This is a genomic window from Cupriavidus sp. 8B, assembly GCF_054589115.1.
In genome coordinates this window covers 87,516-111,197 of the sequence record NZ_BAAILO010000329.1, presented here as the reverse complement: position 1 = coordinate 111,197, position 23,682 = coordinate 87,516, and the positions used below count along the sequence as shown (strand labels likewise).

At 65.9% G+C, this 23,682-nt stretch carries 16 protein-coding genes; 4 read left to right on the top strand and 12 right to left on the bottom strand.

Going from position 1 to position 23,682, the window contains the following annotated elements; all coding sequences use genetic code 11:
* From ACYP5B_RS33385 to aspA, 9 genes are all read right to left on the bottom strand, one after another.
* A partial coding sequence (locus tag ACYP5B_RS33385; RefSeq protein ID WP_459572481.1) for a hypothetical protein occupies nucleotides 1–188 on the bottom strand: 188 nt, incomplete at its 3' end.
* Nucleotides 189–235: 47 nt separating this feature from the next.
* Nucleotides 236–1,594, bottom strand: coding sequence for an NAD(P)/FAD-dependent oxidoreductase (locus tag ACYP5B_RS33380; RefSeq protein ID WP_459572480.1), 1,359 nt, complete (start codon nucleotides 1,592–1,594; stop codon nucleotides 236–238).
* Nucleotides 1,595–1,607: 13 nt separating this feature from the next.
* Nucleotides 1,608–2,960 carry a dicarboxylate/amino acid:cation symporter gene (locus ACYP5B_RS33375; protein ID WP_400102207.1) on the bottom strand — a complete coding sequence of 451 codons (1,353 nt, stop codon included), beginning with the start codon at nucleotides 2,958–2,960 and terminating at the stop codon, nucleotides 1,608–1,610.
* 51 nt (nucleotides 2,961–3,011) lie between these two features.
* A complete protein-coding gene (locus ACYP5B_RS33370) occupies nucleotides 3,012–5,306 on the bottom strand; it encodes an NADP-dependent malic enzyme (protein ID WP_400102206.1) in 2,295 nt (764 codons plus the stop codon).
* 103 nt (nucleotides 5,307–5,409) lie between these two features.
* A complete protein-coding gene (gene lpdA, locus ACYP5B_RS33365) occupies nucleotides 5,410–7,179 on the bottom strand; it encodes a dihydrolipoyl dehydrogenase (protein ID WP_459572479.1) in 1,770 nt (589 codons plus the stop codon).
* Nucleotides 7,180–7,192: 13 nt separating this feature from the next.
* Nucleotides 7,193–8,794, bottom strand: a complete 1,602-nt coding sequence (aceF, locus tag ACYP5B_RS33360) for a dihydrolipoyllysine-residue acetyltransferase (RefSeq protein WP_459572478.1) — start codon at nucleotides 8,792–8,794, stop codon at nucleotides 7,193–7,195.
* Between the two features lie 20 nt (nucleotides 8,795–8,814).
* Nucleotides 8,815–11,508, bottom strand: coding sequence for a pyruvate dehydrogenase (acetyl-transferring), homodimeric type (aceE, locus tag ACYP5B_RS33355; RefSeq protein ID WP_459572477.1), 2,694 nt, complete (start codon nucleotides 11,506–11,508; stop codon nucleotides 8,815–8,817).
* Between the two features lie 248 nt (nucleotides 11,509–11,756).
* Nucleotides 11,757–13,037 carry a dicarboxylate/amino acid:cation symporter gene (locus ACYP5B_RS33350; RefSeq protein WP_400101810.1) on the bottom strand — a complete coding sequence of 427 codons (1,281 nt, stop codon included), beginning with the start codon at nucleotides 13,035–13,037 and terminating at the stop codon, nucleotides 11,757–11,759.
* A gap of 110 nt (nucleotides 13,038–13,147) precedes the next feature.
* Nucleotides 13,148–14,575, bottom strand: coding sequence for an aspartate ammonia-lyase (gene aspA / locus ACYP5B_RS33345; protein WP_459572476.1), 1,428 nt, complete (start codon nucleotides 14,573–14,575; stop codon nucleotides 13,148–13,150).
* A 340-nt stretch (nucleotides 14,576–14,915) separates the two neighbouring features.
* On the opposite strand from aspA, the gene ACYP5B_RS33340 reads away from it, so the two are divergent.
* Together ACYP5B_RS33340 and ACYP5B_RS33335 are read left to right on the top strand one after the other, a co-directional pair.
* Entirely contained in the window at nucleotides 14,916–16,046 is a 1,131-nt protein-coding gene (locus ACYP5B_RS33340; RefSeq protein WP_400101806.1) for an asparaginase, read from the top strand.
* Nucleotides 16,047–16,224: 178 nt separating this feature from the next.
* Entirely contained in the window at nucleotides 16,225–17,190 is a 966-nt protein-coding gene (locus tag ACYP5B_RS33335; RefSeq protein ID WP_459572475.1) for a LysR substrate-binding domain-containing protein, read from the top strand.
* Nucleotides 17,191–17,306: 116 nt separating this feature from the next.
* On the opposite strand, the gene ACYP5B_RS33330 is transcribed toward ACYP5B_RS33335, so the two are convergent.
* The 3 genes from ACYP5B_RS33330 to ACYP5B_RS33320 all read right to left on the bottom strand — a co-directional run bounded on the left by ACYP5B_RS33330 (nucleotide 17,307) and on the right by ACYP5B_RS33320 (nucleotide 20,512).
* Nucleotides 17,307–17,582, bottom strand: a complete 276-nt coding sequence (locus tag ACYP5B_RS33330) for an ElaB/YgaM/YqjD family protein (RefSeq protein ID WP_459572474.1) — start codon at nucleotides 17,580–17,582, stop codon at nucleotides 17,307–17,309.
* A gap of 180 nt (nucleotides 17,583–17,762) precedes the next feature.
* Nucleotides 17,763–19,214 (bottom strand): NAD-dependent succinate-semialdehyde dehydrogenase, encoded by a 1,452-nt coding sequence (locus ACYP5B_RS33325; protein WP_459572473.1) that lies wholly within the window; start codon nucleotides 19,212–19,214, stop codon nucleotides 17,763–17,765.
* 23 nt (nucleotides 19,215–19,237) lie between these two features.
* Nucleotides 19,238–20,512, bottom strand: coding sequence for a 4-aminobutyrate--2-oxoglutarate transaminase (locus tag ACYP5B_RS33320; RefSeq protein WP_400101799.1), 1,275 nt, complete (start codon nucleotides 20,510–20,512; stop codon nucleotides 19,238–19,240).
* 157 nt (nucleotides 20,513–20,669) lie between these two features.
* Between ACYP5B_RS33320 and pdxR the strand changes: the two genes are divergently transcribed.
* Nucleotides 20,670–22,172, top strand: a complete 1,503-nt coding sequence (gene pdxR, locus ACYP5B_RS33315) for a MocR-like pyridoxine biosynthesis transcription factor PdxR (RefSeq protein ID WP_459572472.1) — start codon at nucleotides 20,670–20,672, stop codon at nucleotides 22,170–22,172.
* Nucleotides 22,173–22,647: 475 nt separating this feature from the next.
* Nucleotides 22,648–23,682, top strand: a 1,035-nt coding sequence (locus ACYP5B_RS33310; protein WP_459572471.1) for a rod shape-determining protein, incomplete at its 3' end; no start/stop codon positions are given.

Here is a 23,682-nt window from a genome sequence, read left to right as displayed (position 1 = left end):
TGCCTGAGGGCCTGGTCCGGCCAGGCGGCGAGCGCGCGCGCCGCCGCCAGCATGGAGACCGGCGCGGGCGTGGCGTCGGCGTCTTGCGGCGCCTGGCCGGGAGCGGCGCCGAACGCGCGCAGCATGGTCTGTTGCGCGCTGAAGAGCTCGGCAATCCAGCGGGAGGGATCGGGTGTGGGATTGGTCATGGGGTCCGGAAGAGTGCGATTGCGTGTGCGGGACGGCGCCACGGCGCTCAGTGCAGCTTCACATGCGGCTCGGTGCGCCGGACGATGGAGCGCGCCAGCGTGTCGAGCGCGACCTTGGCAAAGCCATGCAATGCCAGTTCGTGCATCTTGTAGAGCGACAGGTACATCATCCGGGCGAACAACCCCTCCACCATCAGGCTGCCGCCGATCAGGCCGCCCATCATGTTGCCCACGGTGCTGAACTCGCCCAGCGACACCAGCGAGCCGAAATCGCGGTAGCGATAGTTGGCCAGCGCCTTGCCCGCCATGCGGGCGCGAACCTGCCTGACCATGTGCGAAGCCTGCTGGTGCGCGGCCTGGGCGCGCGGCGGCACAAAGCCGCCCTTGCCCTGGTTGGCCTCGGGCCACGCGCACGCGGCGCAATCGCCAATCGCGAAGATATTCTCGTCGCGGCTGGTCTGCAGCGTGGGGTGCACCACCAGCTGGTTGATCCGGTTGGTTTCAAGGCCGGCAAGATCCTTGAGGAAGTCGGGCGCCTTCACGCCCGCCGCCCATACCACCAGCTCCGCCGGCAGCAGCCGGCCATCGCCCAGCTGCACGCCACCGGGCAGCACTTCGGCCACCTTGGCGTCGGTGAGCACTTCCACGCCGAGCTTGCGCAGCAGGTCCTCCGTGGCGCTGGACAGGCGCGGGGGCAATGCCGGCAGCACGCGCGGCGCGGCTTCGATCAGCGTGACCCGGATGTCCTTGTCGGCGTCGACACGGTCCAGGCCGAAGGCCACCACCTCGCGGGTGGTGCGGTGCAGCTCGGCCGCCAGCTCCACGCCGGTGGCGCCGGCGCCGATGATGGCCACGTGCAACTGCTGGGCCAGCAGGGGCGCGGTCTGCGCATGCGCGCGGATGCAGGCATTGACCATGCGCGAGTGAAAGCGCAGCGCGTCCGCGGCGGACTCCAGCCGCATGGCGTGCTCGTACACGCCCGGCGTGCCGAAGTCATTGCTCTGGCTGCCCACCGCGATGACCAGGGTGTCGTAGCCAAAGGTGCGCAGCGGCGTGATCTGGGTGCCTTCGTCGTCCACATAAGGAGCCACCAGCACCTCCCGGCGCTCGCGGTCCAGGCCTACCATTTCGCCGACGCGGTAGCGGAAGTGGTGCCAGTGCGATTGCGCGAGATAGCCCACCTCGTGGGCGCTCATGTCCATGCTGCCGGCGGCGATCTCATGCAGCTTGGGCTTCCACACGTGGGTGCGGGTCTTCTCGATGAGCGTGACTTCGGCTTGCCCGCGCCGGCCGAGGGTGTCGCCCAGCCGGGTGGCTAGCTCAAGCCCGCCCGCACCGCCGCCGACGATGACGATGCGATGCGGTGCCTTCAGGGAGGCGTCGGGACGATAGGTGGAGGGTTTCATCGTGGCCTGCCGTTTACCGGGTCAGCGTGGTGCCGGAGGCCGGCATGCGGGCGACCAGCGGATCCAGCACCGCTTCCGGCTCGTCGGCCTCGGCATCCGATTCGTTGTCCAGCCGGCGGTGCATCCGCGCGACATCCAGGTCGCCGGTCCATTTCGCGACCACCACGGTGGCCACGCCGTTGCCGATGAGGTTGGTCAGGGCGCGCGCTTCCGACATGAAGCGGTCGATGCCCAGGATCAGGGCCAGGCCAGCCACCGGCACATGCCCCACCGCCGACAGCGTGGCCGCCAGCACGATGAAGCCGCTGCCGGTCACGCCCGCCGCGCCCTTGGAGGTCAGCAGCAGCACGGCCAGCAGCGTGAGCTGCTGCGTCAGGCTCATGTCGGTGTTGGTAGCCTGGGCGATGAATACTGCCGCCATGGTCAGGTAGATCGACGTGCCATCCAGGTTGAACGAGTAGCCGGTGGGGATCACCAGCCCGACGACGGACTTGCGCGCACCCAGGTTTTCCAGCTTGGCCATCATCCGCGGCAGCACCGATTCCGACGACGACGTGCCCAGCACGATCAGCAGTTCCTCCTTGATGTACTTGATGAACTTCCAGATCGAGAAGCCATGCGCGCGCGCGATGCCGCCGAGCACGACAAAGATGAAAAACAGGCAGGTCGCATAGAACGTGGCCATCAGCTGGCCAAGCTGCAGCAGCGAGCCCACGCCGTATTTCCCGATGGTGAACGCCATGGCCCCGAACGCGCCGATGGGGGCCACCTTCATGATGTAGCCGACGATGGTGAACAGCACATGCGAGAACTTCTCGATGAAGTCGAAGACCAGCGTGCCGCGTCCGCCGAACCTATGCAGCGCGAAGCCAAACATCACGGCAAACAGCAGCACCTGCAGGATCTCGCCCTTGGCAAAGGCGTCCACCACGGTATTGGGGATCACATGCAGCAGGAAATCCACCGTTCCCTGCATCTTGCCGGGCTCGGTGTAGGCGGCGATGCTCTTGGTATCGAGCGTGCTCACGTCGACATTCATGCCCGCCCCGGGCTTGACGATATTGATGATCACCAGGCCGACGACCAGCGCAATGCCGCTCACCACCTCGAAGTACAGCAGCGCCAGCCCGCCGGTCTTGCCGACCTTCTTCATGTCCTCCATGCCGGCGATGCCCACCACCACGGTGCAGAAGATGATCGGCGCGATGATCATCTTGATCAGCTTGATGAAGCCGTCTCCCAACGGTTTCATCGCCGCGCCGGCCTGCGGATAGAAGTGCCCCAGGATCACGCCGATGACGATCGCGGTGATGACCTGGAAGTACAGGGATCTGTAGAACGGCTTGGGGTGACTGTGGTTGTCCATGGGTGTCTCCTTTGTGGTTTTACTTGTCGCCGGCGCCCGGGGGAGGGCAGGTCAATCGAGCGCCCAGGCCGAGGTGCGCTGGGCGTTGGCGTCGACCGTTGCCACGGCGCTCATGTTGACAATGCGGCGTACCGTGGACGAGGAAGTCAGGATGTGCACCGGGCGCGCGGCGCCAAGCAGGATGCCGCCCACCGTGATGCCGCCGCCCGCGGCGATGCGCATCAGGTTGTAGGAGATGTTGGCGGCATCCACGTTTGGCATCACCAGCACGTTGGCTTCCGTGGGCAGGCAGGATTCGGGGAACTCGTGCTCCAGGATGTGCTTGGACAACGCCGCATCGCCCCGCATCTCGCCTTCGACGGCCAGTGAGGGTTCGCGCGCCTTCACCAGTGCCAGCGCTTCGCGCATCTTCACCGCGGCGGGCGCGGTGGAGCCGCCGAAGTTGGAGTGGGAGAGCAGCGCCACGCTGGGCGTGATGCCAAAGCGCCGGACCGCTTCGGCCGCCAGCAGGGTGATGTTGGCGATCTGCTGTGCCGTCGGGTCGAGGTTGACGTGGGTGTCGCAGATAAACAGCTGGCGGCCGGGCAGCATCAGCATCTGCATGACCGCGAGCGTGTCGCTGCCGGCCTTGAGCCCGATGGTGTCCCGCACATAGCCAAGATGGTCCTGGAAGCGGCCCACGGTGCCGCACAGCATGGCATCGGCCCGGCCTTGGCGCACCAGCATGGCGCCCAGCAGCGTACCGCGGCTGCGCACCTCGGCCTGCGCCAGCGCGCGCGAGACGCCGTCGCGGGAGCTAAGCTGGTAGTAGGCCTCGGCCGCGTCGCCGTAGATGGCGGGCTCCAGCGGATCCACGGTTTCGCAGTCCACGCCGGGCTGCAGGCGCAGCCCGAACTGCGCAATGCGCTGCACGATCACGTCGGGGCGGCCCACCAGCAACGGGCGCGCGATGCCCTCATCGATGACCACCTGCGCGGCGCGCAGCACGCGCTCAATCTCGCCCTCCGCGTAGATCACCCGCTTGGGCGCGCGCTTGGCGGCGGCAAACACCGGCCCCATGGCGCTGCGCGACTGGTAGACGAACTGGCCAAGGCGCTGGCGATACGCCTCCATGTCCGCGATGGGGCGCGTCGCCACGCCGCTGTCCATGGCCGCCTGGGCCACGGCGGGCGCCACGGCTTCGATCAGCCGCGGGTCGAACGGCTTGGGAATCAGGTACTCGGCGCCGAAGCGCAGGCCCACCGCGCCGTACGCCTGGGCGACCACTTCGGGGATTTCCGCGTGCGCCAGTTCGGCGATGGCCCGCACGGCCGCCAGCTTCATTTCTTCGTTGATGGTGGTGGCGCCCACGTCCAGCGCACCGCGGAAGATAAACGGGAAGCACAGGACGTTGTTGACCTGGTTCGGGTAGTCCGAGCGCCCGGTGCCCAGGATCGCATCGGGGCGCACCGCCAGCGCATCCTCCGGCGCGATCTCCGGCGTGGGGTTGGCCATGGCCAGGATGATCGGGTCGCGCGCCATGACCTTGACCATCTCTGGCTTGAGCACGCCGCCTGCCGACAGCCCGAGGAAGATATCCGCGCCGCCGATGATGTCGGACAGCGTGCGCGCGGAAGTGTCCTGCGCATAGCGCGCCTTGTTCGGGTCCATCGCCTCCTTGCGGCCGAGGTAGACCACGCCGTTGCTGTCGGAGACGAACACATTGCCGAGCGGCAGGCCCAGGCTGACGATCAGGTCCAGGCAGGCCAGCGCCGCCGCGCCCGCGCCGGAAGCCACCAGCTTGACCTCCGAGATATCCTTGCCGACGTGCTTGAGGGCATTGAGGATGGCCGCGGCGGCCACGATGGCGGTGCCGTGCTGGTCGTCATGGAAGACCGGGATCTTCATGCGCTCGCGCAGCTTCTTCTCGATGTAGAAGCACTCGGGCGCCTTGATGTCCTCCAGGTTGATGCCGCCGAAGGTCGGCTCCATGCGGGCGATGGTATCGATCAGCGCATCCGGGTCGTCCTCCGCCAGTTCGATGTCGAATACATCGATGCCGGCGAACTTCTTGAACAGGCAGCCCTTGCCCTCCATCACCGGCTTGCCCGCCAGCGGGCCGATATTGCCCAGGCCCAGCACCGCCGTGCCGTTGGTGATCACGGCGACCAGGTTGGCGCGCGAGGTGAGGTTCATCGCCTCGGCCGGATCCCGCACGATCTCCATGCAGGCGTCGGCGACGCCCGGCGAGTAGGCGAGGGCGAGGTCGCGCTGCGTGGCCATCGCCTTGGTCGGCGTCACGGAGATCTTGCCGGGTGTGGGGTAGCGGTGGTAGTCGAGTGCGGCTTCGCGAAGGTTGTCGGTCATGGTTGTCTCTGTGGCTCGGTCAGGGCGCCAGATCGGCGATAGACGTTCTTGTGATCTCTTGGGCGTAGCGCACGGCGCAAATGCCGCGCCGTGCGCCTCTCGCTTATTTCTTCTTCACAGGCGGCAAGTCGGTGCAATGGCCCTCGAACACCTCGGCGGCCATGCCGATGGATTCGCCCAGCGTCGGGTGCGGGTGGATGGTCTTGCCGATATCGGCGGGCTCGCAACCCATCTCCACGGCCAGGCAGATCTCGCTGATCAGGTCGCCGGCATGCGTGCCGACGATGCCGCCGCCGATCACGCGATGGGTGGCTTCGTCGACGAGCAGCTTGGTGAAGCCTTCGTCGCGGCCGTTGGCGATGGCCCGGCCCGAAGCGGCCCACGGGAACACGGCCTTGCCGAACTTGATGCCTTCGGCCTTGCACTGGTCTTCGGTCTTGCCGGCCCAGGCCACCTCGGGATCGGTGTAGGCAACCGACGGGATCTGCCGCGCGTCGAAGAAGGCGGGCTCGCCGTGCGCGGCCTCGGCGGCCACATGCGCTTCATGTACCGCTTTGTGCGCCAGCATCGGCTGGCCGACAATGTCGCCGATCGCATGGATATGCGCGACGTTGGTCCGCATCTGCCTGTCGACCTCGATGAAGCCGCGCTCGGTGACGGCCACGCCAGCTTTGTCCGCGCCGATGGACTTGCCGTTGGGGCTGCGGCCCACCGCCACCAGCACCACGTCGTAGACCTGCGGCGCCGGTGCTTCCTTGCCCTCGAAGCTGACTTCGATGCCGGCCGCGGTGGCCTTGGCCCCAACAGTCTTGGTCTTCAGCATGACGTGGTCGAAGCGGTGCGCGTTCTTCTTTTCCCAGACCTTCACCAGGTCGCGGTCGGCGCCCTGCATCAGGCCATCGAGCATTTCCACCACGTCGATGCGCGTGCCCAGCGTGGAGTAGACCGTGGCCATTTCCAGGCCGATGATGCCGCCGCCCACCACCAGCATGCGCTTCGGGATGGATTTGAGCAGCAGCGCGCCGGTGGAGTCGACCACGCGCTCGTCGTTAGGCATGAACGGCAGCTTCACCGCCTGGCTGCCGGCCGCGATGATGGCCTTGGCGAACCGGATCACGCGCTTGCCGCCATCGGCCGCCACCACCTCCAGGTGATGCGGATCAAGGAAGCTGCCCACGCCGGTCACCACCTCGACCTTGCGCGCCTTGGCCATGCCGGCCAGGCCGCCCGTGAGTTTCTTGATGACGCTGTCCTTGAAGCCGCGCAGCTTGTCCAGGTCGATCTCGGGGGCACCGTAGCGGATGCCGTGGTCCGGCAGTGTCGCCACTTCGTCCATGACCGAGGCGGTGTGCAGCAGCGCCTTGGAGGGGATGCAGCCCACATTGAGGCAGACACCGCCAAGGGTGTCGTAGCGCTCCACCAGGACGGTCTTCATGCCCAGGTCGGCGCTGCGGAACGCGGCGGAATAGCCGCCCGGGCCGGCGCCCAGCACCAGCATTTCGCATTCCAGGTCCGCCTTGCCGGTGTAGCTGGCAGCGCTGGGAACGGGCGCGCCGGCTGGCGCTGGCTTGGGCGGCGCCGATGGGGCCGCAGGCGCCGGCGCGGCGGGTGCGGCAGCGGTTGCAGCGGCCTCGGCAGCCTCCACCACCAGGATCACCGATCCTTCGCTGACTTTATCGTTGACCTTGACGGTGATCTCCTTGACCACGCCGGCGTGGGTGGAAGGGATCTCCATCGAGGCCTTGTCGGACTCGACCGCGATCAGGCTGGTATCCACGGCGATGGTCTCGCCGGGCTTGACCATGACCTCGATCACCGTGACATCCTTGAAATCGCCGATATCCGGCACTTTGACTTCGACACGTTGGGTCATTGCAGCGCGCCCCTCAGAACAGCACACGCCGCAGATCGGCGAGCAGGTTGGCAAAATAGACGTTGAAACGGGCCGCCGCGGCGCCGTCGATGACACGGTGGTCCCATGACAACGACAGTGGCAGCGTCAGGCGCGAAGCCCAGGTCTTGCCATCGCTGGAGTGCTGCTTCCAGAAGCTCTTGCATACGCCCATGATCGCGACCTCGGGCGCGTTGATGATGGGGGTGAAGTTGATGCCGCCGATGCCGCCGAGCGAGCTGATCGTGAAGGTGCCGCCCGACATCTGGTCGGGCTTGAGCTTGCCCTCGCGCGCCAGCTTGGCCAGCTCGCCCATCTCCCGCGCGATGTCGGGGATGCTCTTCTTGTCGACGTCGCGGATCACCGGCACCATCAGGCCGTTGGGCGTGTCGGCCGCGAAGCCGATGTGGTAGTACTGCTTGAGCACCAGGGTGTCGCCGTCCAGGCTTGCGTTGAACTCGGGGAATTTCTTGAGCGTGGCCACGGCCGCCTTCATCATGAACGGCAGCATGCTGATCTTGACGCCGCTCTTCTCCAGCTCCTTGTTCATCTGCACGCGGAACGGCTCCAGGTCGGTGATATCCGCTTCGTCATGCGTGGTGACGTGCGGAATCACCACCCAGTTGCGGTGCAGGTTGGCGCCGGAGATCTTCTTGATGCGGCTCAGTTCCTTGCGCTCGACCGGGCCGAACTTGGCGAAGTCGACCTTGGGCCATGGCAGCAGGTCCAGGCCCGCGCCGCCGCCGGCGGGCGCCGGGGCGGCCTTGGCGGCCGGCGTAGCCGGGGCGCCGTCGCGCGCGAACGCCTCGACATCCCCGCGCAGGATGCGGCCATGCTCGCCGCTGCCGCGCACCTTGCCCAGGTCCACGCCCATCTCCCGCGCCAGCTTGCGCACGGCCGGTCCGGCGTAGGCCAGGGCGAAGGCGGATTCGTCGACGCCACCGGAAGCGGCGGCCAGTGCAACGGGGGCTGCGGCGGCGAGGGCAGCCACAGGCGCCGTCGCCGCGCTCGCCTGCGCGGCCGCCGGCGCATCGCCGGTGGCCAGCGCCATGATGATGCTGCCTTCGCTCACGGTATCGCCCACCTTGACGCGGATCTCCCGCACCACGCCGCCCAGCGGGGCCGGCACGTCCATGGTGGCTTTGTCGGACTCTAGCGACAGCAGCGCATCCTCGGCCTTCACGGTGTCGCCGACCTTGACGAAGATCTCGATCACCGGGATGTCCTTGAAGTCGCCGATGTCGGGAATGCGCACCTCGGCCAGCCCGGCGGGCGCGCTGACCGGGGAGGGCGGCGCGCTCACGCTGGGCTTGGCGGCTTGCGCCGGCGCGGCGACGGTGGTGCCAGCCCCGGCCCCGGCCCCCTCGAACTGCATCAGCACGCTGCCTTCGCTGACGGCGTCGCCCAGCTTGACGTGGATCTGCTTGACCACGCCCCCGTGCGGCGCGGGCACTTCCATGGTGGCCTTGTCGGACTCCAGCGAGACGAGCGGGTCCTCGGGCTTGACCAGGTCTCCCACCTTGACGAACAGCTCGATCACCGGCACGTCCTTGAAGTCGCCGATGTCGGGCACCTTGATATCAATGGCTTGGTTCATTGTCTTTATTCCTTCGCCTGTCAGACCGTCCACGGCGCTGCGCGCTCGCTATCCACGCCATATCTGGCGATGGCCTCGGCCACCACCGCTGGCTCGATCGCGCCCTCGTCGCTCAGCGCCTTGAGCGCGGCCACGGCCACGTGGTAGCGGTCCACCTCGAAGAAGCTGCGCAGCTTGGCGCGGTAGTCGCTGCGCCCAAAGCCGTCCGTGCCAAGCACCACGTAGCGGCGCCCGGCGGCGTGCACGTACTCGCGCACCTGGTCGGCGTAGTTGCGCATGTAGTCGGTGGAGGCGATCACCGGGCCGTCATGGCCTGCCAGGCTGGCCTCGACCCAGCTCTTGCGGCGGGGCTCGGTGGGATGCAGCAGGTTCCAGCGCTCCGTGGCCATGCCGTCGCGGCGCAGCTCGTTGTAGCTGGGGGCGCTCCAGATGTCCGCCGTGACGTTGAAATCCGCCTTCAGCAGCTCGGCCGCCGCGATGACTTCGCGCAGGATGGTGCCGCTGCCCATGAGCTGCACGCGCAGCCCGCCCTTGCCGGCCTTGCCGCCGTCCTTGAGCAGGTACAGGCCCTTGAGGATGCCTTCCTCGGTACCCGCGCCGGCGTGGGCGTCCGCCAGGCCGGGGTGCGCGTAGTTCTCGTTCATCAGGGTGATGTAGTAGTACACATCCTCCTGCTGCTCGTACATGCGGCGCATGCCCTCGCGCACGATCGTCACCACCTCATAGGCAAAGGTGGGATCGTAGGAGACGCAGTTCGGGATGGTGCCGGCGATGATGTGGCTATGGCCGTCCTCGTGCTGCAGGCCTTCGCCGTTGAGCGTGGTGCGCCCGGCGGTGCCGCCCAGCAGGAAGCCGCGGGCGCGGATGTCGCCCGCCAGCCACGCCAGGTCGCCGACCCGCTGCAGCCCGAACATCGAGTAGTAGATGTAGAAGGGGATCATCGGCACGTTGCTCGTGCTGTACGAGGTCGCGGCCACAATCCAGCTGGACATGGCACCGCCCTCGTTGATCCCCTCCTGCAGCACCTGGCCGTCCTTGGACTCCCGGTAGTACATCAGCTGGTCGGCATCCTGCGGCTTGTAGAGCTGGCCGACCGAGGAGTAGATGCCGAGCTGGCGGAACATGCCTTCCATGCCGAAGGTGCGCGATTCATCCGGCACGATGGGCACCACGTGCTTGCCGATGGCCTTGTCCCGCACCAGCGTGCCCAGCATCTGCACGAAGGCCATGGTGGTGGAGATCTCGCGCTCGCCGGTGCTGTCCAGCAGGCGCTGGAAAGTGGATAGCGGCGGAATCTCCAGCGAGGCCGATTTGCTGCGGCGTGCTGGCAGGTAGCCGCCCAGCGCCGCGCGCCGGGCGCGCAGGTATTGCATTTCCGGGCTGTCTTCGGCCGGCTTGATAAACGGCACTTCGGCCAGTTGCTCGTCGCTGACCGGAATCTGGAAGCGGTCGCGGAAGCCGCGCAGGGCGTCCTGCGTCATCTTCTTGGCCTGGTGGGCAATCATCTGGCCTTCACCGGATTCGCCCATGCCATAGCCCTTGACCGTCTTGGCCAGGATCAGCGTCGGCTCGCCTGTGTGCTTCACAGCTGCCGCGTAGGCGGCAAACACCTTCTCGGGATCGTGGCCGCCGCGCGTGAGGCCCCAGATCTCGTCGTCGCTCATGTCGGCGACCAGCGCCTTGAGCGCCTCGTACTTGCCAAAGAAGTGCTCGCGCACATAGGCGCCGCTCTTGCTCTTGAAATCCTGGTACTCGCCGTCGACGCATTCCTCCATGCGCTTTAGTAGCAGGCCGCTCTTGTCCTTGGCCAGCAGCTTGTCCCAGCCACCGCCCCAGACCACCTTGATCACGTTCCAGCCGGCGCCGCGGAAGACCGATTCCAGCTCCTGGATGATCTTGCCGTTGCCGCGCACCGGGCCGTCCAGGCGTTGCAGGTTACAGTTGATGACGAAGATCAGGTTGTCCAGCCGCTCGCGGCCGGCCAGCGAGATCGCGCCCAGCGATTCGGGCTCGTCCATCTCGCCGTCGCCCATGAAGGCCCAGACCTTGCGCGCCGCGGTGTCCGCCAGGCCCCGGCCTTGCAGGTACTTGAGGAAGCGCGCCTGGTAGATCGACATCAGCGGCCCCAGGCCCATCGACACGGTGGGGAACTGCCAGAAGTCCGGCATCAGCCAGGGGTGCGGGTAGGAGGACAGCCCGGTGCCGCCGGTCTCCTGCCGGTAGCCCAGCAGCTGCTGCTCGGTGAGCCGCCCTTCGACAAAGGCGCGGGCATAGATCCCTGGCGCGCTGTGGCCCTGGATGTACAGCAGGTCGCCGCCGTGGGTGTCGGTGGGCGCGTGCCAGAAGTGGCCAAAGCCGATGTCGTAGAGCGTTGCCGCCGACTGGAAGCTGGCGATGTGGCCGCCCAGCTCCGACGATTCCTTGTTGGCGCGCAGGATGATCGCCATGGCGTTCCAGCGGATGATCGAGCGCAGGCGGTGCTCGATGGCGCGGTCGCCGCTCGATTGCGCTTCGTCTTTCGGGGCGATGGTGTTGCGGTAGCCGGTGGTCAGGGAGCGCGGCACGTAGAGGCCATCGCGCCGCGCCTCGTCCACCAGCGCATTGACCAGTTGGTTGGCGCGCTCGGTGCCGCGGTGTTGGGTCACCGCTTGCAAGGACTCCAGCCATTCCGCGGTCTCGATAGGATCGAGATCGCCCGCTTCTCGTGCGCTCATAGTGTCTCCACGTGTTCTGTTTTGGTTGTGTCGGGTGCTGCAGTGGCAGATCTGTTCAGCAAGAGGCATGCCACTGCAAACGCAGTGATGTGGGTTGCGCAAGTCATTGATTGGAAAGGAAACCCGCCATGGCCGGCCGGCTGCCCGGTCGGGAATCCATATTCAGGCGGGGTGATCGTTATGAGATTTCATGCGGGACTGTCAGGGAATACCCGCGCCTAGCCAGCCCGGGGCTGCTGTACCGGTGCTTAGGCCACGTCTGCGGCTCCCATGGCACCCTCGGTGTCCGCCGCTTGGGTGGCGCCAAGCTCGCCTTCCCATTTGGCGACGACGGCCGTGGCGATGCTGTTGCCGATGACGTTGGTGGCGGTGCGGCCCATGTCGAGGAACTGGTCGATGCCCAGGATCAGCAGCAGGCCCGCTTCCGGCAGGTTGAACATCGGCAGGGTGGCCGCCACCACCACGATCGAGGCCCGGGGCACGCCCGCGATGCCCTTGCTGGTGACCATCAGCACCAGCAGCATCGTGATCTGCTGCGTCAGGCTCAGCTCGATGTTGTAGGCCTGGGCGATGAACAGCGCGGCAAAGGCCTGGTACATCATCGAGCCGTCGAGGTTGAACGAGTAGCCCAGCGGCAGCACGAAGCCGGTCACCTTGTTGGGCACCCCGAACTTCTCCATCTGCTCCATGGTCTTGGGATAGGCGGCCTCGCTGCTGGCGGTCGAGAACGCCAGGATCGTCGGCTCGCGGATCAGCTTGAGCAGCGTGAACACCCGCCCGCCCAGGAACAGGTAGCCTGCCGCGGTCAGCACCAGCCACAGCACCAGCAAGCCCAGGTAGAAGCCGCCTATGAACTTGCCGTAGGTAAACAGCACGCCAATGCCCTGCACCGTGATGGCAGCCGCCACGGCCGCAAACACGCCGAGCGGCGCGAAGCGCATCACAAAGTCGGTGACGCGCAGCATGATCGCCACCAGCTCCTCGATCGACGCCACCAGGTGATGGCCCACCTTGCCCTTGAACGACGCAATGGCAAAGCCGAAGAACAGCGAGAACACCAGGATCTGCAGGATCTCGTTCTGCGCCATCGCCTCGAACACGCTCTTGGGGAAGACGTGCGTGATGAAGTCCTTCAGGTTCAGCGTGGAGGTCTTGAGGTTGGTGGCCGTGCCGATTTCCGGCAACGGCAGGTTCAGCGCATGCCCGGGCTGCAGCAGGTCCACGAAGAACATGCCCAGCAGCAGCGAGATCAGCGATGCGGTGATGAACCACCCCAATGCCTTGACGCCGATGCGGCCCACGGCGCTGGCGTCTTTCATGCCGGCGATCCCGGCCACCAGCGTGCCGAACACCAGCGGCGCGATGATCATCTTGATCAGCCGCAGGAAGACGTCGGTGACGATGGAGAAGTAGCCGGCGATCTCCTTGGCCATCGCCGCGTCGGGCACGAGGCGGTTGCAGAGATAGCCGGTGATGATGCCCAGGACCATGGCGATCATGATCCGGGTAGTGAGCTTGTTTGCCTTCATGATGCGTTGTCTCCAGCGGTTGCGGCCAGATCCTGGTCTGACCGTCGATATCGGGGCAGGGCGGACCCGGCGGGGCCGTGTCTGGCGCCGGGCACGCCTTGCCCCCCGGATCAGCGTGCGCGGGGAGCCAGGCTCAGCGGGGTCGGCTGCGTCAGCACTTCCGGGCGCAGGATCTGGTCCAGTTCCTCCCGGGTCAGCAAGCCCTTTTGCAGCACGATCTCGTACACGCTGCCGCCGGTGGCATGGGCCTCCTGCGCAACGGCGGTGGCGTTGGCATAGCCGATGTACGGGTTCAGGGCCGTCACGATGCCGATGGAGTTCTCGACCGAGGCCCGCAGGCGCTCTTCGTTGGCGGTGATGCCTTTGACGCAGCGCTCGGCCAGCGTCAGGCAGCCGTTGCGCAGATGGCTCACGCTCTTGAACAGGCTGTGCGCGATGATCGGCTCGAAGGCATTCAACTGCAGCTGGCCGGCTTCGGCCGCGAAGCTGACCGTGATGTCGTTGCCGATGACCTCGAATGCGATCTGGTTGACCACCTCCGGGATGACCGGATTCACTTTGCCGGGCATGATGCTGGACCCTGCCTGCATCGCCGGCAGGTTGATCTCGCCCAGGCCGGCGCGCGGGCCGCTGGACAGCAGCCGCAGGTCGTTGCAGGTCTTGGAGAGCTTGACCGCTACCCGCTTGAGCACGCCGGAGAGCTGCACAAAGGAGCCGCAGTCCTGCGTGGCCTCGATCAGGTTCGGCGCGGTCATCAGCGGGATGCCGGTAATCTCCTTGAGCCGCTTGAGGATCAGCGGCGCGTAGTCGGGATGCGCCGTGATGCCGGTGCCAATCGCGGTGGCGCCCATGTTGATCTCGCAGATCAGCAGGGCGGCTTCACGCAGCCGCTCCTCGTCCTCGCCGAGCATCACGGCGTAGGTGCTGAACTCCTGCCCCAGCGTCATTGGCACGGCGTCCTGCAACTGGGTGCGGCCCATCTTCAGGACATGCTTGAACTCTTCGGCCTTGCGCTCGAAGGCGCCCCGCAGCACGCCCATGGCATCCACCAGGCCCAGGATGCCGAACCAGGTGGCGATCTTGAGGGCGGACGGGTAGACGTCGTTGGTGCTCTGGCCAATGTTGACCTGCTCATTCGGGTGCAGGTACTGGTACTCGCCCTTGTTGTGCCCCATCAGTTCCAGCGCGCGGTTGGCGATGACCTCGTTGGCGTTCATGTTGGTCGAGGTGCCGGCGCCGCCCTGGATCACGTCGACGACAAACTGATCGTGCAGCTTGCCGCCAAGCAGTTCCGCGCAGGCCGCGACGATGGCATCGCAACGGGGCTCGTCGAGCAGGCCCAGTTCGTGGTTGGCCAGCGCGGCCGCCTGCTTGATATAGGCCAGCGCCTTGATGAGTTCCGGGTAGATGGAGATCGGGGTGCCCGTGATCGGGAAGTTTTCCACCGCGCGCAGCGTGTGTACACCGTAGTAGACATCGGCCGGGACCTCGCGGTCGCCCAGCAGGTCATGTTCGGTTCTAAAGGTTCCAGCGGTCATTGAATTGCTCCTCGCAAATTGACATCAGGGAGGAGTTGACTCTAGGTAATCCGTCGACAGGTAGCGACCATGATGCGAATTTGTCATGGCGTGCCGCGAATTACTCATGCAGCATCCGCGCTATCGGCAAGGCGTAAAGAGAGACCTGAGCGCAGCAGGCGGGATACCGCGCAGGGTGATGATTTTTCCGAATACTTCGTCGCGAATTTTGCATCGCAATATCAGGGCTTATACGGATACGGGCGTGTTTTGGTTCCCGTATCATCGCCCGCTCATCATCTATCATCACTATTTGGCGTGCCCCAATCGAGCGCCTGATATCCAACGCATGGAGAAACCTATGAAGCGTTTTGCACGTCTCAACACCCTCAGCGCCTTGTTGCTTGCCGCCAGCCTGACCACCGGTGTTGCCCATGCCCAGCTTGCTCCCTCTGCTTCCCCGTCTGGCGCGCCTACCCAGGCCGGCGCACCCAGCGAAGCCCGCAAGGCCAATATCGTGATCATCGGCACCGGCGGCACCATTGCCGGCGCGGGCGCCGCCGCCACCAACACCGCGGCCTACCAGTCGGCCGTGGTGCCGGTGGACAAGATCATCGCCTCGGTGCCGGAGATCTCCAAGGTAGCCAATGTCAAGGGCGAGCAGGTCTTCCAGATCGGCTCGGAGAGCTTCAACAATGAGCGCCTGCTCAAGCTGGGCAAGCGCGTCTCGGAGCTGCTCAAGCAGCCGGACGTGGACGGCATCGTGATTACCCACGGCACCGATACCATCGAGGAAACCACCTACTTCCTCAACCTCACGCTGAAGAGCGACAAGCCGGTCGTGGTGGTGGGGTCGATGCGCCCGGGCACGGCGCTGGGCGCTGACGGCGCGCTCAACCTGTACGACGCGGTGCTGGTGGCGTCCAGCCCGGAGTCCAGGGGCAAGGGCACGCTGGCGGTGCTGAACGACGAGATCCATACCGGGCGCGATGTCACCAAGACCAACACCTTCAAGATCGAGACCTTCCGCTCGCCGTTTGGCCCGCTTGGCTACGTGGTGGAGGGCCGCACGCTGTACTACCGCCTGCCGGCGCGCCCGCATACCATGCAGACCGAATGGGACATCGACAAGATCGACAAGCTGCCTGAAGTGGCCGTGGTGTACGCCTACGGCAACGTCAACCCGGCCAGCGTCGATGCGGCGGTGAAGAACGGCGCCAAGGCCATCGTCTATGCCGCCACCGGCAACGGCAGCGTGGGCGACTACATGGTCGAGCCGCTCAAGGCCGCCCGCGCCAAGGGCGTGCAGATCGTGCGCGCCTCGCGCACCGGCAGCGGCGTGGTGGTCCGCAATGCCGAGCAACCGGACGACAAGTACGATTGGCTGGTCACCGACGACCAGTTGCCGCAGAAGGCACGCATCCTGATGGCGCTGGCACTGACCAAGACCAACGACACCAAGGAACTGCAGAAGATCTTCTGGAAGTACTAAGCGAGTACCTAGGCCTTTCGCTAGCCACGGGAGGCCGGGGAGGGACGTTGCAAATTCGGAATAATGCGGCGCAAAATATTCATGGTGCTATCGGGGTTCCACCGATTTGTGCAGCACCGCGTTGCCGTATGATGTGCTATAGACAGCGCGTCCCCCCTGATGTTGAGTACATTCCATTATGGAAACCAAGTGGCTTGAAGACTTCCTGTGCTTGGCTGAAACGCGCAGTTTTTCGCGCGCGGCAGGCGACCGGCATATCACCCAGTCGGCGTTCAGTCGCCGTATCATGGCCCTTGAGGAGTGGCTTGGCGCCAGCCTGGTGGATCGCAGCGTGCATCCGGCCACGTTGACCACGGCTGGCTGGCTGTTCCGCCGGCTTGCCGCCGACCTGCTGCGTGACGCTTATGCCGCACGCGCACTGCTGAGCAGCCGCCAGCCCCTTGCCGAGAGCGACAAGGTCATTCGATTCTCGGTGGCCCACACCCTGGTCTTTACCTTCTTCCCGACCTGGCTCAAGTACCTGCACGAGCGCTTCGGGTCCCTGAGCGCCTGCGTGCATGCGGTGAACGTGCCAGAGGGCGTGCAGCAACTGGTGGATGACGATTGCGACATCCTGCTGGGCTACCACCATCAGCAATTGCCGATCCTGCTTGACCCGAACGGCTTCCCGTTCCTGATGCTGGGTGTCGAGCGGATCCTCCCGTTCTCGGCGCCGGACAAGCACGGACAGCCGATCTTCCGGCTGCCGGGCACGAGCGCCAAGCCCTTGCCCTTCATGGCCTACTCATCCGGCGCGTTCCTTGGCAACGTGGTCGAGATGATCCTGCTTAATGCCCCGGAGCCGTACGGCTTGCAGCGTTGTTTCGAGACGCATATGTCGGAGGCCCTTAAGGCCATGGTCGTCGCCGGGCACGGCGTGGGCTGGTTGCCCGAGAGCTGCGTCAGCGACGAGCTGAAAGAGGGCAAGCTGGTGGTGGCAGGGCCTGCCTCGTGGGCAACCAGCCTCGACATCCGCCTGTACCGCTCGGCGGCCAGCACGAAGCCGCTGATCGATGAGCTATGGTCGTTTATCAGCCATGTGCCGGACCCGCAGTTGATGCTGATGGGCAAGGCTGCGGAATCGAGCGACTGCGGGATGCTGTAGGGATTGCTGAGAGGGACTGCTGAGAGGGACTGCTGAGAGGGACTGCTGCAGGGATGGCGCCCGGGACGAGGTGGTTGGCGGCCCGGGCGGATACCTTGGCGTGTGGCGCAGGGGATTTAGCGCCGGTCGATCAGCCAGCCGATCAGCACGCCCACAGCGGCAGCCACACCGATGGCCGTCCAGGGGCTTTCATGTACGTAGTCGTCCGCGACGCGCGCCGTGTGCCGGCTCCTTTCCACGACTACGTATTGCACGTCCGCGATTTTCTTCTTTGCCTTCTTCAGGCGTTCCTGCACCTTGCCCGGCGCATCCGCGGCCGGCGCGCTTTCGGCATGGGTGGCAGGGACCAACAGGCTATCGACTTCGCGCAGGGCGCTACCGGTATTCGACATGTTCTCTCCTCGTTGAATGGCTAACGCAATGAATGGCCTTCTAGCGTTAAAAGGCCCGGCTCATTGGGTTTAGCTAGCATAAGGAACATCCGGCGCGTAAATAAGAGCCAATCGGGATTAGTCGATGGAACCGCCTCGCGGGCGGTCCACGCGGACATAGGCGCCGGCTCTGCCGGTCGATCAGCCGAGTTCCAGGCAGAGGTATTTCATCTCCAGGTACTCGTCGATGCCGTAGCTGGAACCTTCGCGCCCGAGGCCGGATTGCTTGACGCCGCCGAACGGCGCCACCTCGTTGGAGATCAGCCCTGTGTTGATGCCGACCATGCCGTATTCCAGCGCTTCGGCCACGCGCCACACCCGCGCCATGTCCCTGGAGAAGAAGTAAGCGGCGAGGCCGGACTCGGTGTCGTTGGCCATGGCGATGACTTCCTGGTCGTCCTTGAAGCGGAACAACGGTGCCAGCGGCCCGAAGGTTTCCTCGCGCGCGACGCGCATGGCAGCGGTGGCGCCAGCCACGACCGTGGGCTCGAAGAAGGTGCCGCCAAGCGCATGGCGCTTGCCCCCGGTCAGCACGCGTGCGCCATGGGCGAGCGCATCTGCGATATGGCTTTCCACCTTGGCGACGGCATCGGCGTCGATCAAGGGGCCTTGCGTGACATCGTTGTCGATGCCGTGCCCGGGACGCAGGGCGCTCACCGCGTGCACCAGCCGGCGTGCCACCTCGTCGTACACCGCGTCGTGCACGTAGATGCGGTTGGCGCAGACGCAGGTCTGGCCGCTGTTGCGGAATTTCGAGGCCAGGATGCCGTCCACCGCGCGGTCGAGGTCGGCGTCCTCGAACACGATCAGCGGCGCATTGCCGCCGAGTTCCAGCGAGAGCTTCTTGACCGTGCCGGCGCATTGCGCCATCAGCAGTTTTCCGATGGCGGTCGAGCCGGTGAAGCTCAGCTTTCGCACCACCGGGCTCTCGCACAGCACGCCGCCGATCTGGACCGGGTCGCCGGTGACCACCTGCAGCACGCCGCGGGGCACGCCGGCTTGTTCGGCGAGCGCGGCCAGCGCCAGTGCGGTCAGCGGGGTTTGCTCGGCAGGCTTCACGATCATGGTGCAGCCGGCGGCCAGTGCCGGGCCGGCCTTGCGGGTGATCATGGCCGCCGGGAAGTTCCAGGGCGTGATCGCCGCGCACACGCCCACGGGCTGGCGCAGCACCAGCAGCTTCTGGCCGGCGCGCGGGCTGGACAGTACGTCGCCGTCCACCCGCTTGGCTTCTTCGCCGAACCATTCGAGGAAGGAGGCCGCGTAGGCGACTTCGCCACGCGCCTCCGCCAGCGGCTTGCCCTGCTCGGCGGTCATGAGCTGCGCCAGGTCTTCCTGATGCGCCAGCATCAGGTCGGCCCAGCGGCGCAGCACCGCGGCGCGGGCCTTGCCGGTCAGGTCGCGCCAGGCCGGCAGCGCGCGCGCCGCGGCGTCCACGGCTTGCCGCGTTTCGGCCGCGCCGCAGCTCGGGACGGTGCCGACCACATCGTGTGTAGCCGGGTTGTGCACCGCCAATACATCGCCACTAGCGGCGCCGGTCCATTCGCCATCGATCAGGCAGGTGCTGCGCAGCAGCTCGGGTCGTTGCAATTGCATGGTGTTTCCCTTGGTGTCCGCGTTCATGCGGCGAGGCCGGCCAGCACCTTCGCCAGCACCGCCAGTGCTGCGTCGAACTGCGGTTGCGGGATGGTGAGGGGGTAGAGGAAGCGGATGGTGTTGCCATGCGTGCCGCAGGTCAGCAGGATCAGGCCGGCCTCCATGGCGCGCTGCTGCACCCGCTTGGCGAGTTCAGCGCTGGGCTGCCCGGTGGCCGGATCGTGGAACTCCACCGCGATCATGGAGCCAAGCCCGCGGATGTCGGCAATCGCCGGGCAGGTGTTGCTCGCTGCTTGCAGCATGGCCTTCAGTTGCACGCCAAGCGCGGTGGCGCGCTCGCACAGCCGTTCCTCTTCGATGGTCTCGATGACCGCGTGAGCCGCGGCCACCGCCAGCGGGTTGCCGGCGTAGGTGCCGCCCAGGCCGCCGGGGAGCGGCGCGTCCATGATGCTGGCGCGGCCGCAGACGGCCGACAGCGGCATGCCGCCCGCCAGGCTCTTGGCCATGGTGATGAGATCGGGCTGCACCGGGTAGTGCGACATGGCAAAGAGCTTGCCGGTGCGGCCGAAACCGGTTTGCACCTCATCCGCGATCAGCAGGATGCCGTGCTTGTCGCACAGCGCGCGCAGCTTTTGCATGAAATCCACCGGTGCCGGGTGGAAGCCGCCTTCACCCTGGACCGGTTCGATGATGATGGCCGCAACCCGCTGCGGGTCGATATCCGTCTTGAACAGCGACTCCAGCGCGTGGATGGATTGCTCGGTGCCGACGCCATGCAGCTCGCACGGGAACGGCGCGTGATAGATGTCGGACGGGAACGGCCCGAAGCCGACCTTGTACGGCGCCACCTTGCCGGTCAGCGCCATGCCAAGCAGGGTGCGGCCATGGAAGCCGCCGGAGAATGCGATGACGCCGGGGCGCCCGGTATGCGCACGGGCGATCTTGACCGCGTTCTCCACGGCCTCGGCGCCGGTGGTAAACAGCGCGGTCTTCTTCAGCCCATCGATCGGCACCAGGGCGTTGATGCGCTCGGCCAGCGCCACGTAGCTCTCGTAAGGCACGATCTGGTAGGCGGTATGCGTGAAGCGCTTGAGCTGCGCCATCACCGCCTGTATCACGCGCGGATGGCGATGGCCGGTGTTGAGCACGGCGATGCCGCAGGCAAAGTCGGTGTATTCGCGGCCCTCCACATCCCAGAGCGTGGCGTTGTCCGCGCGGTCTGCGTAGAAGTCGCACATCACGCCGACGCCGCGGGGGGTGGCAAGGGCGCGGCGCTGATTCAGTTCGAGGTTCTTCATGGGCTCTCCGTGGTGCTTGATATGGCCAGGCCGGCGCTTGCCGGCCGGATTCGAATGTCGCTGGGTGTCGATCGCTCCCGATCGCAACGATGCAGTGCATTTCAACTTCCTTTGGCACTACAATCCAGTACCGCATTCACATATCTGATGGTGCCAATTGAGATCGATCTGTGGCGACTTGCTGCTCCAGCGCCTGGGTCCGGACGGTCCCGCAGCGCTTGTGAAACCGTTGAATCGCAGTCTTTACGAGTGCATCCGCGGGGCCATCCTGGATGGCAGCCTTGGCCCCCAGACCCGCCTGCCGCCGTCGCGCGATCTTGCGTCCGAGCTTGGCATGTCAAGAAACACGGTGATGTTTGCGTATGAGCAGTTGCTGGCCGAGGGCTATGTGCATGCCCGCACCGGCAGCGGCACCTTTGTGGCCGCCACCGCGCCGGAGGCCTATCTCAATGCCAAGGCCAGCGAAAGCAGCAGCGCGCAAGGCCGGGCCATGCCCGGCCTGTCGCCGCGTGGCCTGGAATTGCTGGCCAATGCCTCGGCGTCGCCCTCGCAGTGGGGCGCCTTCATGCCGGGCGTGCCGGATGTGACGCGTTTCCCGCACCAGCGCTATGCGCAGATCGCCGCGCGCCTGTGGCGCAATCCGCCGCCCGAGCGGCTCAGCTATTGCCATGGCGGCGGCTTGCCCGCGCTGCGCGAAGCCGTGGCGGCCCATTTGCGGGTGGCGCGATCGGTGCAATGCGACGCCTCCCAGGTGCTGATCACCGAAGGCATTCACCAGGGCATCGACCTGCTGGTCCGCATGCTTGGCATGTCGGGCGAGCAAGCGTGGGTGGAAGAGCCGAGCTACTGGGGGATTCGCGGCTTGCTGCAGATGAACGGCATCCGCATGATGCCCGTACCGGTCGATGAAGAAGGGCTGACGATACCGGCGGAGAATGATGCAGGCCAGCCACCGCGCTTTATCTTCGTCACGCCATCGCACCAGTATCCGCTCGGCGCCGTCATGAGCCTGATGCGCCGGCGCGCCTTGCTCGAGTACGCCCGGCGCCAGGGCAGCTGGATCGTCGAAGACGACTATGACAGCGAGTTCCGTTTCTCCGGCCAGCCCATTCCGTCGTTGCAAGGCATGGAGCCGGATGCGCCGGTGATCTATATCGGCACCTTCAGCAAGACCTTGTTCCCCGGCCTGCGCATGGGTTATATGGTGTTGCCGCGCGCGCTGGCCGGCGCCTTCCAGACCGCGCATTCCGAGCTGTACCGGGCTGGCCACCTGATGACGCAAGCCACTGTGGCCGAGTTCATGCAGGCCGGCGACTATGCCGCGCATATCCGCCGCATGCGGCTGCTGTACGGCCGCCGCCGCGCCATCCTGGCGGGGCTGATCGAGCGCTACCTCGGGCCCGGCGCGCTGCACCGGTATGGCAGCAATGCCGGCTTGCACCTGGTGCTCTGCCTGCCGGACGGCGCGGACGATGTCGCGATTGCGGAGGAGGCCGGGCGCCGCGGCATCCTGGTGCGGCCGCTGTCCCGCTATTTTCTGGGGGATGCAGTGCAGCGGGGATTGCTGCTTGGGTATGCGTGCGTGCCGGAGGAGGCGATAGGGCCGGCGTTCGAGGTGTTGCTGGGTTGCTTGCGGGACGTGTGGCCGCAGCCGCATTGAGAAAGAAGAGAAGGCCGGCCCACGGACCGGCCTTCAACCTCACGGCTTGCGCCACGGGCTGACGGACGCCGTTTTCGGGCAGGAAGACCTTGCCGCAAGGTATCATTCGTTCCCGGTGAACATCCAGCTCACACCCCGGAGTGGCGCAAGTACGGCTCACGCCACTCCCCGAGCCAAGGGATGTTCCGGTTGAGGCTCGCCAGGCTTTTTTGTGATCCCGGCGCGCTTTCAGATATGTGCTTTATACAGCGGTTGCCAGGTGGTCGATTTCGCCATTGAGCCATGTGGCTATGGCCGTCACCGAGTTCTGCCGCTCACACCAATCGACGGAGCGCCGGCCACCGCCGAAGGCCGCTGCGCTCGACGCGTGACGCGTGAAGGCCTCCTGCACGCGTCGCTATTCATAGCCTGCTGGTCGCCAGAAGTGGCGCCCGCCGGTTCGCATGCTTGCGAACCACCAGATGAAAGTTTCCTGATGTTTGGATTTCTCCGTAGCTACTTTTCCAACGATCTCGCGATCGACCTCGGCACTGCCAACACTCTGATCTATATGCGCGACAAGGGCATCGTCCTGGACGAACCCTCGGTCGTCGCGATCCGTCAGCAGGGTGGTCCCAATCCCAAGAAGACCATCGAGGCGGTGGGCAAGGAAGCCAAGCAGATGCTGGGCAAGGTACCGGGCAATATCGAAGCCATCCGCCCGATGAAAGACGGCGTGATCGCCGACTTCCGGGTCACCGAGCAGATGCTCAAGCAGTTCATCAAGATGGTGCACGACACCAAGCTGCTGCGGCCGTCACCCCGCATGATCATCTGCGTGCCGTGCGGCTCGACCCAGGTCGAGCGCCGCGCCATCCGCGAATCCGCGCTGGCCGCCGGCGCCAGCCAGGTCTACCTGATCGAGGAGCCCATGGCGGCCGCGCTCGGCGCGGGGCTGCCGGTGTCGGAGCCGTCCGGCTCGATGGTGGTGGATGTCGGCGGCGGCACGACGGAGGTCGGCGTCATCTCACTGGGCGGCATGGTCTACAAGGGCTCCATCCGCGTGGGCGGGGACAGGTTCGACGAGGCCATCGTCAACTACATCCGGCGCAATTACGGCATGTTGATCGGCGAGCAGACCGCCGAGGCCATCAAGAAGACAATCGGCTCGGCGTTCCCGGGTTCCGACATCCGCGAAATGGAGGTCAAGGGCCGCAACCTGTCTGAAGGTATCCCGCGCGCGTTCACGGTGTCGTCCAACGAAATCCTGGAAGCGCTGACCGAACCACTTAACCAGATCGTGTCGGCGGTCAAGATCGCGCTGGAGCAGACCCCGCCGGAACTCGGCGCCGATATCGCCGAGCGCGGCATGATGCTCACCGGCGGCGGGGCGCTGCTAAGCGAACTGGATCGCCTGCTGGCCGAGGAAACCGGCCTGCCGGTCCTGGTGGCCGATGACCCGCTGACCTGCGTGGTGCGGGGCGCGGGCATGGCGCTCGAACGCATGGACAAGCTCGGCAGCTTCTTCTCC